General features: G+C 72.8%; 9 protein-coding genes. 5 read left to right on the forward strand and 4 right to left on the reverse strand.

The features are described 5' to 3' along the window. Positions 1 to 106: 106 nt before the first annotated feature. The 3 genes from FHS13_RS01330 to FHS13_RS01340 are packed head-to-tail and all read left to right on the forward strand — an operon-like array spanning position 107 to position 3,673. Positions 107 to 1,777 carry an extracellular solute-binding protein gene (locus tag FHS13_RS01330; protein ID WP_184286068.1) on the forward strand — a complete coding sequence of 557 codons (1,671 nt, stop codon included), beginning with the start codon at positions 107 to 109 and terminating at the stop codon, positions 1,775 to 1,777. Next, entirely contained in the window at positions 1,770 to 2,762 is a 993-nt protein-coding gene (locus tag FHS13_RS01335; protein WP_343064859.1) for an ABC transporter permease, read from the forward strand. The genes FHS13_RS01330 and FHS13_RS01335 overlap by 8 nt, the downstream gene beginning before the upstream one ends. Continuing rightward, positions 2,759 to 3,673 (forward strand): carbohydrate ABC transporter permease, encoded by a 915-nt coding sequence (locus FHS13_RS01340; RefSeq protein ID WP_184286071.1) that lies wholly within the window; start codon positions 2,759 to 2,761, stop codon positions 3,671 to 3,673. Before FHS13_RS01335 ends, FHS13_RS01340 begins: the two co-directional genes overlap by 4 nt. A 100-nt stretch (positions 3,674 to 3,773) precedes the next feature. On the opposite strand, the gene FHS13_RS01345 is transcribed toward FHS13_RS01340, so the two are convergent. Both FHS13_RS01345 and FHS13_RS01350 read right to left on the reverse strand, forming a co-directional pair. After that, entirely contained in the window at positions 3,774 to 6,563 is a 2,790-nt protein-coding gene (locus tag FHS13_RS01345; RefSeq protein WP_184286073.1) for a cellulose binding domain-containing protein, read from the reverse strand. A gap of 111 nt (positions 6,564 to 6,674) precedes the next feature. Then, positions 6,675 to 8,936, reverse strand: a complete 2,262-nt coding sequence (locus FHS13_RS01350) for a glycosyl hydrolase family 95 catalytic domain-containing protein (protein WP_184286076.1) — start codon at positions 8,934 to 8,936, stop codon at positions 6,675 to 6,677. A gap of 80 nt (positions 8,937 to 9,016) precedes the next feature. Here FHS13_RS01350 and FHS13_RS01355 point away from each other — a divergent pair, with 80 nt between their 5' ends. Next, positions 9,017 to 11,029, forward strand: a complete 2,013-nt coding sequence (locus FHS13_RS01355) for a beta-galactosidase (RefSeq protein WP_184286079.1) — start codon at positions 9,017 to 9,019, stop codon at positions 11,027 to 11,029. Between the two features lie 92 nt (positions 11,030 to 11,121). Here the strand turns inward: FHS13_RS01355 and FHS13_RS01360 are convergent, their stop codons facing one another. Together FHS13_RS01360 and FHS13_RS01365 are read right to left on the reverse strand one after the other, a co-directional pair. Further along, positions 11,122 to 13,116, reverse strand: a complete 1,995-nt coding sequence (locus tag FHS13_RS01360) for a TIM-barrel domain-containing protein (protein ID WP_184286082.1) — start codon at positions 13,114 to 13,116, stop codon at positions 11,122 to 11,124. A 123-nt stretch (positions 13,117 to 13,239) separates the two neighbouring features. Further along, a complete protein-coding gene (locus tag FHS13_RS01365; RefSeq protein ID WP_184286085.1) occupies positions 13,240 to 14,241 on the reverse strand; it encodes a substrate-binding domain-containing protein in 1,002 nt (333 codons plus the stop codon). Between the two features lie 164 nt (positions 14,242 to 14,405). Here FHS13_RS01365 and FHS13_RS01370 point away from each other — a divergent pair, with 164 nt between their 5' ends. Then, positions 14,406 to 14,948, forward strand: coding sequence for a hypothetical protein (locus tag FHS13_RS01370; RefSeq protein WP_184286088.1), 543 nt, complete (start codon positions 14,406 to 14,408; stop codon positions 14,946 to 14,948). The last annotated feature ends 90 nt before the right edge of the window (positions 14,949 to 15,038 follow it).

Below are 15,038 nucleotides of genomic sequence, written 5' to 3' on the forward strand. Positions count from 1 at the left end.
CACTGAAGTAATTTGTTTTCCCCAACGGCCAAATAATTCATAGCAAAATGGCCGCTCGTTTCCTACCCCCAGGGGCTTCGGCCCGACCGTACGAAGGAACGACGTCATGCCTCCCACCCCCCGGGCATCCCGTTTCGCCCTCCCCTCCCCCACCCGCCGCCGCTTCCTCGGCATGGCGGGCGCCGCCGCGGTGCTCTCCTCCGGGGTGCTCCCCGCCTGCTCCTCCGGTTCCGGGGGCAGCGGCGGGGGCTCCGCCTCCGAGGCCACCTCGCTGGACGGCCTCATCCCCACGTACATCCCGTTCGAGGGGGTCTCCCCCGACATCCCCGGCGTCGGCGGCGCACCGGACGGGTTCACCGCCTACCCGACCGAGTTCGTCCCGGCGGTCCCGGAACCGCGCGGAAGGGGCGGCCACTACACGGCGATGACGCCCCTGTGGGGCCCCGTCCCCCCGGGCCTCGGCAACAACTCGTTCCTCGACCACGTCAACGAGCGGATGGGGACCACGGTCGAGTTCAACTTCCAGGACGGCAACACGGTCATCGACAAGATGAACGCCGTCATCGCCGGGCGCGACGTCGCCGACATCACGATGATCCCCGACTGGGTCGTCAACCTGATCCCCCAGTTCAACCGGGCCGTGGGCGAGCTCTTCGAGGATCTGACGCCCCACCTGGCCGGGGACGCGGCCGCCGCCTACCCGCTGCTGGCCAACCTGGACAGCGACGCCTGGCGGTGGAACGTCTTCAACGGCAAGCTCCAGGGCGTGCCCTGGCCGGCGGAGCCGTTCGGCAACTGGGTCCTGTACCGGCGCGACCTGCTGGAGGAGTACGGGCTGGAGGCGCCGGCGAGCCCGGACGACCTGTTCGCGATCGGCGAGGAGGTCAACGACCCCGACAACAACCGCTGGGCCTTCGGCGACTTCAACCTGACCATGCGCCAGATCTTCGGCGCGCCCAAGCAATGGCGCTACGAGAACGGCGAGCTCGTCCACATGTTCGAGACCGAGGAGTGGCGGGCGAGCATCGAGTACATGCGCAAGGTGTTCGACGCCGGGCTCGTCCACCCCGACATCGTGGCCAAGGGCGACAACGCCAAGGAACTGCTCAACTCTGGACAGATCCTCTTCAACCAGGACGGCATCGGCGCCTGGCACGAGGCCTACGGGCAGATGCTCGGCGACTCCCCCGACTTCCGGCTGGACCTGATGCCCGTCTTCGGCGCCCAGGGCGGCGACCCGGTGCTGCACGGCAACGACCCCTCCGCCCAATCCGTTTTCGTCCGCAAGGGCATGGACCCCGAGCAGGTCGAGGAGGTGCTGAACGTCATCAACTTCTGCGCCGCCCCCTACGGCACCCGCGAGTACATGGACTACCGCTACGGGGCCGAGGGCGTGCACCACGAGCTCGACGACCAAGGCGCGCCCCAGCTCACCGACCTCGGGCACAAGGAGGTCAACGACGGCTACTACTTCATCAGCGGCCGGCCGCAGGCGGTCACCGAGAGCCAGTACCCGGACTTCGTCCAGTGGAAGACCGACTGGTACAACCACGCCGTCCAGTACGCCGAGGAGGACCCCTTCGCGGGCATCCGCATCCAGCGGCCCGAGCGGTTCTCCGCCGCCGAGACGCCCATGGCCGACAAGGTGGAGGACATCATCCGCGGCCGCGAGGGCCTGGACCAGCTCGACCAGGCCGTCGCCGACTGGAGGCGCGACGGCGGCGACGAGGGCCGCGAGTTCTACCTGGAGGTCCTCGGTGAACACGGCCGTGACTGAGCGGTCGCGCGGCGCCGCCCGGCCGTCCGGGGGGAGTCCCCCGGAGCGAGGGCGGCGCCCGCCCCGGCGGCGCGGCCCCTCCCTGGGGGCGCGGCTGCGCCGCGACTGGCAGCTGCTGCTGATGGCGCTGCCGGCGATCGGCCTGCTGGCGGTGTTCCACTACGTCCCGACGCTCGGCAACGTCATCGCCTTCCAGGAGTACAACCCGTGGGACGGGATCCTCGGCAGCCCGTGGGTGGGCCTCACCCAGTTCGAGCGGCTGCTCACCGACCCCCGGTTCTGGAACGCCGTCGGCAACACCCTGGTGATCGCGTCGGTCCAGCTGGTGTTCTTCTTCCCCGTCCCGATCGCCCTGGCGATCCTGCTCGACAGCGTGCTCAGCAGGCGGATGCGGCTGGTCCTCCAGAGCATTGTCTACATGCCGCACTTCTTCTCCTGGGTGCTGGTGGTGACGCTGTTCCAGCAGATCCTCGGCGGCGCCGGGCTCGTCTCCCAGATGCTGCGCCAGAACGGGTACGCACCGCTGGAGATCATGACCGACCCCGACGCGTTCCTGCTCGTGGTCACCTCCCAGATGATCTGGAAGGACGCCGGCTGGGGGACGATCATCTTCCTGGCCGCGCTGGCCGCCATCGACCAGAACCTCTACGAGTCCGCGGCCGTGGACGGCGCCGGGCGCTGGCGGCGGCTGTGGCACATTACCCTGCCGGGCCTGCGGCCGGTGATCGTCCTGCTGCTGATCCTCAAGCTCGGCGACATCCTCAACGTCGGCTTCGAGCAGTTCTTCCTGCAACGCGACGCCTTCGGATCAGGGGTGTCGGAGGTGCTGGACACGTTCATCTACCACCAGAGCCTGGTCACGGGGAACTTCGGCGCGGGCGCGGTGGCCGGCCTCCTCAAGGGGGTCGTCGGCCTCGTCCTGATCCTGGCCGCCAACAAGCTGGCCCACATGATGGGCGAGAACGGAATCTACAGGCGAGCATGAGCACACTGTTCGACAACCGGCGCCCCGTGTGGGCGGAGCGCCCGAGCCTGCCCGCGAGAGCCGCGAAGAACACGGTCCTGGCGGCCATCGCGGCCGCCGTCGTCTTCCCGATCTACGTGGTCGTGCTGACCAGCCTGTCCCCCGCCTCGGCGGTCAACGGCGCCGGCGGCCTGGTCGTGGTCCCCCAGGGGATCTCCTTCCAGGCCTACGCCGACCTGTTCGGCGGCGGCGTGGTGACCCGCGCCGTCCTGGTGAGCCTGGGCGTCACCGCGGTCGGCACCCTGGTCAGCCTGACCGCCACGGTCCTGGCAGCCTACGGGCTCTCACGGCCGGGATCCCTCTGGCACCGCCCGCTGCTGTTCACGATCCTCCTGACGTTCCTGTTCGCACCGGGGATGATCCCGCTGTACCTGCTGGTCAGCGAGGTCGGGCTGATCGACAGCTACTGGTCGCTGATCCTGCCCACGGCGGTGAACGCGTTCAACCTGGTGGTGATGCGGGCGTTCTTCATGAACCTGCCTGGCGAGATCGCCGACAGCGCCCGCGTGGACGGGGCGAGCGAGTGGACGATCCTCACCCGGTTGGTCCTGCCGATGTCCAAGGGCGTCACGGCGGTGGTCGGCCTGTTCTACGCGGTGGGCTACTGGAACGCCTTCTTCAACGCCATCCTCTACATCAACGACAACGCCAAGTGGCCCCTCCAGCTCGTGCTGCGCCAGTACGTGCAGCAGGGCCAGCAGCTCAGTTCCAGCTCGGTGGTCGGCGACGCCGTGCAGGGCACCGCGTCGGCGCCCAACCTGGCCATCCAGATGGCCATCGTGGTGGTGGCGCTGGTACCGGTCACGGTCGTCTACCCGCTGGTGCAGAAGCACTTCACCAAGGGCGTCATCATCGGCGCGGTGAAGGGCTGACCGGCCCGGCGGGGGCTTCCGCCCCGGCGGGCCCGTACCCGCGGCGTCCCCGGTACCGGGACCGGGTCGACCGCGGGTACGGGCCCGCGCTGCGGACGGGTCAGCCGCAGGTGCTGCCGTTGAGCTCGACGGCGCCGGGGACCTGCGGCTCGCCGTCGGCGATGCCGTTGAAGCCCACCGTCACCGATCCGCCCGGGGCGATCCGGGCGTTCCAGCCGGCGTCGGAGGCCGTGACGGACGTGCCCTCCTGCCGGTAGGAGGCGTTCCAGAGACTGCTGACCCGCTCACCGGCGGTGAAGTCCCAGCTCATCTCCCAGCCGTCGATCTCCTCCGTGCCGGTGTTGGTGACGGTCACCTGGGCCTGGAACCCGCCAGACCAGGTGTGGGTGATCCGGTAGTCGGCCTCGCAGACCTCCGCCCCGGGCCCGGGGTCCTCCGTCGGCTCCTCGGAAGGCTCCGTCGGCTCCTCGGAGGGCTCCGTCGGCTCCTCGGAGGGCTCCGTGGGCTCCTCGGAGGGATCTCCGGGACCGGGCGCGCCGCCCTCGAGATCGCCGTAGACGATGCCCCGGCCGTTGGTGCCGATGTAGACGCGCCCGTAGACGTCCGGGTCACCGGTGACCACCGCGCCGGTCCAGCCCCACTGGTGCCGGTCGTCGTTGATACGCACCCACGTCCGCCCGGCGTCGTCGGACCGGAAGATGCCGCGCACCCCGTCGATCCGCGAGCTGGTGTACACCGCCGGGTAGTCCGAGCCCGGTGCGGGGGCGCCGAAGCCGACCGCGTCGCCCTCGTCCACCGCCTCGATCCGCTCGAAGGTCGCGCCGGCGTCCGTGGTCCGCCACATGCCGTAGGTGCCGTTCGCGCTCCCGCCGGCGACCCACACGTCGCCGCTGTGCCCCGGCACGGCCCCGAAGCGGATCTCGCCCTCGGCGGGCAGGCCCGCGAAGGGCGACGCGGTGAAGGTGGCACCGCCGTCGGTGCTGGTGTAGAAGGTGCCGTCGGCGATCGCGTAGAACACGTCCGGGTCGACCCGGTCGGCCTCGACCGCGGCACCGGCCGGAACTCCCTCGGCGGCGGTCCAGGAGGAGCCGAGGGTGGTGGAGCGGTGGACCCCGGTGCCGTCGGGGCTCCACACGATCGTCGACCCGTCGGCGCCGACCGCGACCGTGCCGCCGCCGGTCACCCCGGCGGGCTCCTGGCCGCCCCACCAGCTGTCGCCGCCGCTGGTGGAGATGCCGATGGAGGAGTTGGCGTCGTCCTCGGCGTTGCCCACCCGCACCACGGTGGAGGGGGACAGCTCGGCGAAGTCCACGCCGGTGCCGTTGCCCCAGTAGGGCTGCTGGTGCATGCGCTCGGGGACCTGCGTGATGTCGTCGTGGACGAAGCCGCCGATGTCGCCCATCACCGAGACCAGCGGGCCGCCGGGGAGGGAGGCCAGGTCCTTGATGGAGGTCTCCTCCAGGCCGTGCACCTTGACCTCGATGTCGAAGGTCTCACCCGCGTCCCAGTTGGTGAGGTTGTCACTGCCGTAGATCGTCGCGCCGGTGCCGTACATGAACCGGTCGGAGTCGAACGGGTCGATGGCCATGGCCTGCGTCATCCAGCCGAGCTTGGGCTGGGTCTCGGGAGGCGTGCCCTCGCTTCCGAAGTCGAGCCAGGGCGCGGTGGAGATGTCCATCTCGTAGCGCGTCTCCCGCTCGGGGTAGGCGCCCCAGTCCCAGGCCTGGGTCCAGGTCTGCCCGCGGTCGGTGCTGCGGTAGATCTGGATGTCGGGCCACCAGGAGATCTGGGTGGCGACCATGAGCGTGTCGGGGTCCTGCCGGTCGACGGTCAGGCCTCCGTAGCCGAAGTAGTTGTCCTCCGAGCCGGAGGGCACCGGGCTGATGTCGCTCCACTCACCGGTGGCGGTGTCCATCCGCCACACCTCGCCCGCGTCGCCGTCGTAGGGGCCGGGGGTGCTGGTGGTGGCGAGGTAGAGCTGCCCGCCCTCGTGGTCGAGCACGGCGTGGGCGGGCAGGAAGCCGGTGGGCGCTCCCTCCACCGGCTCCCAGCTCTGCCCCCCGTCCGTACTGCGGTAGACGGGGTCGTCCAGGTCGGCGACGCCTGCGTAGACGTGCTGGGTCGCCTCCCCGTCACCGCCGGACCGGGGGTCGAACACGACCCAGGTCACGCCGATGACATCGCTGTGCATGCCCCACTCGTCGTCGGGGTCCTGCACGTAGTCGCCGGGGTTGGGGAAGGCCTCCACCTCGGCCCAGGTCTCGCCGTGGTCGGTGCTGCGCCACAGGCCGTGGCCGCCGCGGGCACCGAAGTAGACGATGCTGTTGTCGTTGGGGTCGACGGCCAGGCGCTCGCCGAGGCCGCGGCCGGGCATGTTGCCGCCGAGCTTGAAGGGCAGCTCGGTGGCCTCCCAGGTCTCGCCCCGGTCGTCGGAGCGCAGGATGGCCCCGTTGCCGGGGTCCCAGTCGTTGGTGTAGCTGCCGACGGCGGCGTAGACGCGGTCGGGGTCCACCGGGTCGGTGGCGAGGGAGACCACGCCGGTCCAGCCCCACCGGTCCCAGCCGACCCAGTCGAGCAGCGGGGTCCAGCGTTCGGTGTCGGGCTCCCAGCGGTAGGCGCCGCCGATGTCGGTGCGCGCGTAGGCCAGGCCGGGTTCGGTCTGGTTGAAGACGATGCCGGGGACGAAGCCGCCTCCGGCGATCTGGACGTTGTCCCAGGTGTAGGACTCCTGCGCGGCGGCCACGGGGTCGGCGCCGGCGCTGCCGGCGACGGTGAGGGACACGGTGGCGGCGGCCGTGGCGAGCGCGGTCGCCACCGCGGTCAGGGAACGGCTCTGGGAGCGCTCCCGAGAAGTATCCGATCGAGCGGGTTGTCGGTGCGCGGGGGGCATGTGCGCCTCCTCGGATCAGGGGGGTCGCCCACCGCCGCGGAGGGCTCCGGGTCGGCGGCGGACGTCAATTCCCGATCAGTGTGAAGAGGCGGGAACAGGTCGGCAAGGGGGTCAGTCGGAATTTTTCGAAGCGCTTCGACAACTCCTTTCGGGGAATGCGCGGAAACGCAGGACAGCCGCTTTCCCGGGATTCACCGCCACCCGGCACCGCGTTCCGCCGGGAAGGCCGACGAGGACCGTGCGCGGCTCCACCGAGCGCAGTTCGGCCTCGGCCTGCCCACCGGACCACTCCAGCCGGTCCACGACCACGCCTCCCCTGCCCCGCAGCCCCTCCACCCGGCCCTCGGGCCAGGCGCGCGGAAGCGCGGGCAGCAGGTCGGTCCGGCCCTCGGTGGACCCCAGGAGCATCGCCGCCACCACCGCCGGGAACCCGCCGCCGATGTCGGTGTTGAACAGCGCACCCCGGTTGTGCGTCGGCACGAGGGTGGGCCGCCAGTAGCGGGCGGCCAGGAGAGACACGGTCTCGTGCGCCTCCTCCGCCAGGCCGAGGCGCGCGGCGGCCAGCCCGAGCTGCACCAGCCCGAAGGCCATCTCGTCGGCCTCCTGCCCCCGCCACCACGCCAGCCGGGCGCGGACCGCGCGCACCGCCGCCGCGCGCCACCGGGGCGCGGCGAACACGGGATCGGGCTCGTACCAGAGCGGATACAGGTGGGAGGCGTGCCGGTGGGCGTGCCGCTCCTCCTGCGCCACCGGCCCGGCGGGCCCCGCCCACTCGGCGAGCTCGCCGCCGGGGGCGATCCGGTACCCCGGCAGCCGGGCGGCCAGCGCGGCCCAGCGCCGGGCGCCGGGCTCACCGAGGATCCGGTGCGTCCGGACGAGGTTGCGGCACAGGTCGCGGACGGCGGCCACGTCCATGGTGGCGTTGACCGCGGCCTGGCCGTCCCCGTCCGCGGGGGTGTTCTCCGGGGAGTACGACGGCACGAAGCCCTCCTCGGTCACGAAGTCCTCGTGGAACAGCGCGGCCTCCCGCAGGAACGGCCACGCGCGCCGCCGCAGGAAGTCGCGGTCGCGGGTGTGGGAGTAGTGGTCCCAGTACAGCCGCGCCGCCCAGGCCGCACCCGCGGTCCAGCAGGTCAGGCACCACTCGGGGCCGAAGTGGTGGTGGCGCCCCGAGGTGGAGGCGTGCGCGGGCAGCAGCAGCCCGCGGCAGCCGTAGAGGCGGCGGGCGTTCTCCCGGAGGTCTCCGGCCATGCCCTCCAGCAGGTCGAACACCGGCACCATGAGTTCAGGCGTGCCGGTGGTGTGCAGCGCCGCCACCGCGGAGAAGAGGTTCCCGTCGAAGGTGTAGCCCGAGCGCCACGGCGGGTCGTAGGTGCCGCTCCAGACCCCTTGCAGGGTGGGCGGGAGCTCCCCGCAGGCGGACACGGTGACGTAGCGCCCGGCGTCGACGAGGCGGGAGACCAGCTCCGGGGTCGGCCCGCCCGCCAGGAGCTCCTCGCCCGGCGCGTCGGGGGCGGGGCCGCCCAGCCGGAGGCGGAACCGGTCCATCAGCTCCCCGTGGACCCGGCGGTGCCGCCGCAGGGCCCCGTCGAAGCCGGTGACGCGCGCCCGCGGGGCCGCCGCCGGGCCTCCGGGCCGGTCGGTGCCGATGCGGACGGCGAGCCGGAGCAGGGCGACGTCCGACAGGACCAGTTCCCCGTCCTCGCACCGGACCGCGCCGCCCCGGGCGGAGACGGCGCAGTCCACCGTGTAGCCGGGCAGGGATCCGGCGGGGCGGGCGGGGAAGTCCACCCGCAGGGACAGCCGGTCGCGGTCGGCCCGCGCGCGCACCCGTACCGGAACGGGGACGGGTTCGGGCAGGAGGCCGAGGCGCAGCCGCCCGGAGAGGCCGCGGGGGGACCGCAGTTCGGCGACGACGGCGTCGTCGGGGCGGGAGGCGAACACGCGGTGCGCGGTCCCGTCCGGCAGGTGCTCGCCGACCAGGCCGGAGCCGGGGTCGCAGGTGCGCAGGACCGGGCCCGTGCCGGGTTCGTCCGGTTCCAGGGACAGCACGGCGGCACCCACCAGGGGGTCGATCCAGCGGGTGTCCGCGTAACCGGGGTGCTCGGCCGCCGCGAACTCCGCGATGCGCACGGCCGCGTCCCGGGAGCGTCCGCTCCGCAGCAGCGACCGCAGTTCGGTCAGGATGCGCGCGGTCCGCGGCGCGGGGAGGGGCTCGGCCGCCGGCAGGAAGAGCCGCTCGTGGCAGAGGGTGAGGGAGATCCTCTCCGCGGTCGAGTGCACCAGCGCGCCCAGGGTGCCGCTGCCGGTGACCAGGGCGTCCTCCCAGTCCGCGACGGGGTGGAAGGTGTGGAACCTCCGGGTCCGGGCCATGTCTCTCCTTGCGTCGGGGGTGTCGGCACAGGGGCTTTCTCGCCATACTTCGGGGGACCGTCCGATCCGAGGGAGTCCGTATGCCCACCCCGCCCGCACCGCTGTGGTTCGGAGGCGACCACAACCCCGAGCAGTGGCCCGAGGAGACCCTGGCAGAGGACCTCGAACTCATGCGCCGGGCGGGTGTCACCCTGGTGACGGTCGGCGTGTTCTCGTGGTCGCTCCTGGAGCCCCGGGAGGGCGAGTACGACTTCGGGTGGCTGGACCGGGTCATGGACCGGCTGCACGGGGCGGGGATCCGGGTCTCCCTGGCCACCCCGACCGCCTCCCCGCCGCCCTGGTTCACCCTGGCCCATCCCGACGCGATGCCGGTCGGGGCCGAGGGGACGCGGCTCGTCCACGGCAGCCGCGACACCTACGACGTGTGCGCCCCGGCCTACCGCCAGGCCTCGGTGCGGATCACCCGCGCACTGGCGGAGCGGTACGGGGACCATCCGGCGCTGGCCCTGTGGCACGTGCACAACGAGTACGGGACCTGGACCTGGTCGGACCACTGCGCCCGCGCCTTCCGGGACTGGCTGCGGCGGCGCCACGACACGCTGGAGGAGCTCAACCGGGCGTGGACCACGGCGTTCTGGGGCCAGCACTACTCGGCGTGGGAGCAGGTGCTGCCGCCGCGCGCCACCCAGTACCTGGCCAACCCGGCGCACGTCCTGGACTTCCGCCGCTTCCTGTCGGACGAGATGCTCGACCACTTCCTGGACCAGCGCGACGTGCTGCGCGCCCGCACCCCGGACGTACCGGTCACCACCAACCTGGCCTTCGGCGACTGGGTGCCCGTGGACCAGTGGCGATGGGCCGAGCACGTGGACCTGGTCGCGATCGACGACTACCCGGACCGGCCCGGCGGGTCCGGGGACGAGCAGACCGCGTTCGCGGCCGACCTGGCCCGGTCGTGGGCCGACCGGGTCCCCGCCGGCGGGCGGCCCTGGCTCCTCATGGAGCAGGCCGCCGGCGTGGTCTACACCGGCGGGCTCACCCGTCCCAAAGCCCCCGGGGAGATCGCCCGCCACAGCCTCTCGCACGTGGCCCGGGGATCGCACGGCGCCATGTTCTTCCAGTGGCGCGCCTCGCGCGGGGGCGCCGAGCAGTGGTACTCGGGGATGGTGCCGCACGCCGGCCCGGAATCGCGGATCTTCCGCGAGATCTGCGAGCTGGGCGAGGTCCTCGGCCGGCTCGCGGAGGTCCGCGACGCCGACGTGCTCGCCGACGCGGCCGTGGTCTGGGATCCCGAGAGCTGGTGGGCGATGGGGGCGGCCTCCCTGCCGTCCAAGGACCTGGACTACCTGGAGGCGGTGCGCCAGGCGCACCGGGTGCTGTGGCGGTCCGGGCGCACGGTGGACTTCGTCCGGCCCGACCGCGACCTGCCGCAGGTGCCGCTGCTCGTGGTGCCCTCCCTGTACCTGCTGTCGGACCGGGCCGCCGAACGCCTGGCGCGCTGGACCGAGGACGGCGGCACGCTCGTGGTCACCTACATGAGCGGGATCGCCGATCCCACCGGGACCGTGCGCACCGGCGGCTACCCGGGCGCGCTGCGCGACCTGCTCGGCATCCGGGTGGAGGAGATGTACCCCATGGCCCCCGGCGAGACGGTCGGCATGGACGTGGGCATGGTCCGCGAGGAGGTGTCGCGGTGGAGCGAGCACGTCCACCTGACCGGGGCCGAGGCGGTGGCGCGCTACGCGGGCGGTCCGCTGGACGGCTTCCCCGGGGTGACGCGGCGCAGGCACGGGGCGGGTGAGGCCTGGTACGTGTCGGCGCACCTGAACGACCGCGGCCTGGGCCGGGTGATCACCGAGGCCGCCGGCGCGGGCGCCTTCCCCGAGGAGGACCTGGACGTGGTGCGGCGGGTCGGGCCCGAGGGGGTATGGGTGTTCCTCACCAACCACGGACGCCACGCGCAGCGCATCGACCCGGCCCGCCTCGGACTGGGCCCGGGCTCCGTCGACCTGCTCTCGGGCACCCCGGCCGAGGGCCTCCGCCTGCCCGGCGGCGGGGTCGCGGTCCTGCGCGGCCATCCCCTCACCTCCTGACCCTCCCGCTGCCCGGCCCCGCACGAGCCCCCGCTCCCCGGGGCAAGGGGGAGCGGCCGTCGCGGGGCCCGCAGCGGTCACCGGCCGCCAGGTCAGGGGCGGACGGGGACGTCGGCACCCTCGCGCAGCAGGACCGGGGCGCGGTCGAGCGGGGCGTCGAGGAGGATCTCGGTGCCGCCCGGGTGGACGTCGCCGGTCCACGGGTCGGTCCAGCCGGATCCCTCCGGCAGGTAGACCTTGCGCGAGCGCGCGCCGTACTCGGTGACCGGGGCGACCAGGACGTCGGGGCCGAAGAGGAACTGGTCCCCGACCTCCCAGGCGCGGGCGTCCCCGGGGAAGTCCACGAACAGGGGGCGCATCGGCGGCAGCCCCCGCTCGTGGGCGGCGCGCATCTGCTCCATGACGTAGGGGCGCAGGCGCTCCCGCAGGAACAGCATCTCCCGGAGCAGCTCGTACACCTCCTCCCCGTAGGACCACACCTCGTTGGGTCCGCCCGACATGCTCGGGTAGAGGTCGTGCGAGAACGGCTCGCGGTAGCCGTGCAGGCGGAACAGCGGGCAGAAGACCCCGTACTGGAACCAGCGCACGAGGAGTTCGCGGTACTCGGGGGACTCCTGGTCGCCGCCGTGGAAGCCTCCGATGTCGGTGGTCCACCACGGGATTCCGGACATGGCCGTGTGGAGGCCGGCGCGGATCTGCGCCCGCAGGGAGGCGAAGGTCGGTGCGATGTCGCCCGACCACAGGGCCGCCCCGTGGCGCTGGCTGCCCGCCCACGCCGAGCGGCACAGGGTGAGGATCTCCTGCTCCCCGGCGGCGCGCATGCCCTCGTGGAAGGTGCGCGCGTTCTCGGCCGGATAGATGTTGCCGACCTCCAGACCGGGGCCGGCGTGGTAGCGCAGGTTCCCGGAGTGGCCGGGCTTGAGCTCGGGCTCGCAGGCGTCCAGCCACCAGAGCCGGATGCCGAGGGAGTGGTAGTTCTCGCGCACCCGGTCCCAGACGAAGGCGCGGGCGTCGGGGTTGGTGGGGTCGTAGAAGGACACCTGGATCTGGGCGTCCACGCCCTTGTCGGCCCAGTCGGCGTGCACCGGCGGGCCCTGCTCGGTGGCCACGAGGTGGCCCCGGGCCAGCATCGTCCCGTAGTTCTCGCTGAGCGGGCTCACCGACGGCCACACCGACACCATGAGCTCCACCCCCATCGAGCGCAGCTCCTTCACCATGCCCTCGGGGTCGGGCCATTCGGCCGGGTCGAACTTCCAGTCGCCCAGGTGGGTCCAGTGGAAGAAGTCGCTGACGATGACCGACAGCGGCAGGCCGCGCCGCTTGTACTCGCGGGCGACCTCCATGAGCTCGTCCTGGGTGCGGTAGCGCAGCTTGCACTGCCAGAAGCCCGAGGCGTACTCCGGCAGCATGGGCGCGTGCCCGGTGGCGTCGGCGTAGTGCTCCAGGACGTCGGCCGGACCGTCGCCGGTGGTCACCCAGTAGTCGATCTGGCGGGCGCTGTCGCTCACCCAGCGGGTGCCGTTGGCCGACAGCTCGACCCGGCCGACGGCGGGGCTGTTCCACAGCAGGCCGTAGCCGCGCGAGGAGACCATGAAGGGGATGGTGACCTCGGCGTTGCGCTGGACGAGGTCGATCACCGCGCCCTTCTGGTCGAACAGGCCGTGGGTGTGCTGGCCGAGTCCGAAGACCTTCTCGTCCTCGTAGGCCCTGAAGCGCTGCTCGATGCGGTAGTAGCCGTTGCCGGTGGAGGTGTAGGCGCGCGGGCCGGGCCACCAGAAGTGGGCGCGCTCCTCGGCCAGCAGCTCCTCCTGCCGCCCGTCGGCGCCGGTACGCAGGAAGGTGAGCATGCCCTCGGGGGTGATCCGCAGGACGAGGGAGCCGCTGGCGAGCTCGGCCCCCTCCTCGTCCACGCGGATCCGCACCGACCCGGGGTCTGCGGGCGGGGGTGCGTCGAGGGCCCCGGGGAGGTCCTCCCGGACCACCGAGAGCCCGGCGCGCACGCGGATGCTGTCGGCGCCCCAGGCCTGGGCGCGGACGACCTGGTGGCTTCCGCGCCACTCGACGCCGTCCTCGATCTGATGGAACACGCTCTGTCCTTCCGGTCGGGGGGTGGGACCTTCGGTCACGCTCGGTACGTGGATCGGACACGGATCCGTCGAAGCGCTTCGACGGAGCCTGCGCCGAACGGGGCGGTTTCCCCGTCCGGGGTTTCAGAGGGAGACGGTCGGCCCGGGTCGGTGCGCGGTGCTGCCTCCGCGGACGAGCCGGGGTTCCAGGAGGGTGACCCCGGCGCCGCCGGGGCCGTCGATCTTGTCCATGAGCAGGCCGACCGCCCGGGCGCCCACCTCCTCGGCGGGCAGGTCGACGCGGGTCAGGTCGGGCGAGCCCGGGGGCAGGGGGCCGATCGCGACCACCGACAGGTCGGGCGGGGTCCGGCCGGCGTCCGCGAAGGCGTCGAGCAGGGGGACGACCGACGGCTCGTTGTGCACGATGAGGCCGGTGGGAACCCGGTCCCGGCGGAGCAGTTCCTCGGCCAGTGCCCGCGCCTCGCCGGAGGCGCACGGATGGAGGGCGGCCCGCACGCCGCGCTCGCGGGCGGCGGCCTCGAAGCCGGAGACGGTGCGCTCGGCGAAGCCCGTGCGCCGGTCGTAGACCGACGGCGGCTGCCCGACGAAGGCGATGTCCTCGTGCCCCAGGTCGGCGAGGTGGTGCACGCAGGCCGCCCCCGCCGCGGCGAAGTCCAGGTCGACGCAGGTCAGGCCCTCGGTGTCGGCGGGGACCCCGATGAGGACCGAGGGCAGGTCCAGGGAGCGCAGGACGGGTACGCGCGCGTCCTCGGTCTCCACGTCCATGACGATGACTCCGTCGACCATCGCGCTGCTCGCGACGCGGTGCAGCCCTTCGGGCCCCTCTCCCTGGGTGAGGAGGAGGACGTCGTGGTCGTGGGCGCGCGCCGCGGTGACGACGGAGACCGCGAAGCGCATCGCCACGGGGACGTGCACGTCCTCGCGCAGCGGAATGACGAGCGCGATGACGTTGCTGCGCCGGCTGGCCAGCGAGCGGGCGCCGGCGTGCGGGCGGTAGCCGAGGGTCTCGATGCTGTCGAGCACGCGGCGCCGGGTGCTGTCGGAGATGGAGCGCTTGCCGCTGAGCACGTAGGAGACCGTGCTGGGCGACACACCGGCGTGCCGGGCCACATCGGAGATCCGCACCGGGACGCCCCTCCTCGTCGAAGCGATTCGATGCGATGGTACGCAGGACACCCCGGCGGCGCAATGCCCCGTCCGGATCGGTGGCGCCCCGGGAGCGGTCCGCAACCGGCGGCCGGGGCGCGGCGTCCCAGGGAATGTCCCCGTCCCCGCGAAAGAACCCCGCCGTGGTACCCCCCGTCCAGCAGTCCTTCCCCCTCCTGGCGCTCCTCCTGGTGCTCCTCGCCCTCCAGCTCCTCCTGGGGCTCGGAGTCGCTGTCTCCTTCTCGCGCCCGTCGCACCGGTCGGGGGGCCTCGTGCTCGCCGGGGGCGTGGTCTCCGTGAGCGCCCTGCTGATCGGCCTGTTCCGGATCGCGGACCACGTGGACGACCACCTGCGGTTGGCGGACGGGCACGTCTTCCCGCTGCCCGCGGCGTACAACGTCCTCTTCGGCACCGTCTCCTCCGCAGCCGCGGTGGTACTGCTCCTGCTCGCCCTCCGCAGGAGGGGGGCCGGCGGCACGGGGGCGGCATGCCTCTTCCTCCCGGCGGCGGTGCTCACGGCGCTCGTCGAGGTGTGGCGCTACCTGGCCCTCGTGGAGCAGGCGCAGGAGATCGTCCACCCCTCCCGCGCCCTCGACATGCTCTCCCTCGCCTGGGCGGTGGGGCACTGCCTGCTCGTGTGCGCGGGGGTGCTCGTCCTGGCCCTCGGTGCGACCCGGGCGCGGTAGGACGTGCGGTGTGGGCCGGGCTCCGGCTCGATGTCCGGCCCACGGGAGAACGGATCTGCGGCTGTCCGCCGCGGGGGTCCGGGCGGCGGT

It is taken from the genome of Nocardiopsis algeriensis, assembly GCF_014203695.1.
GTDB classification, from domain to species: Bacteria; Actinomycetota; Actinomycetes; order Streptosporangiales; family Streptosporangiaceae; genus Nocardiopsis; species Nocardiopsis algeriensis.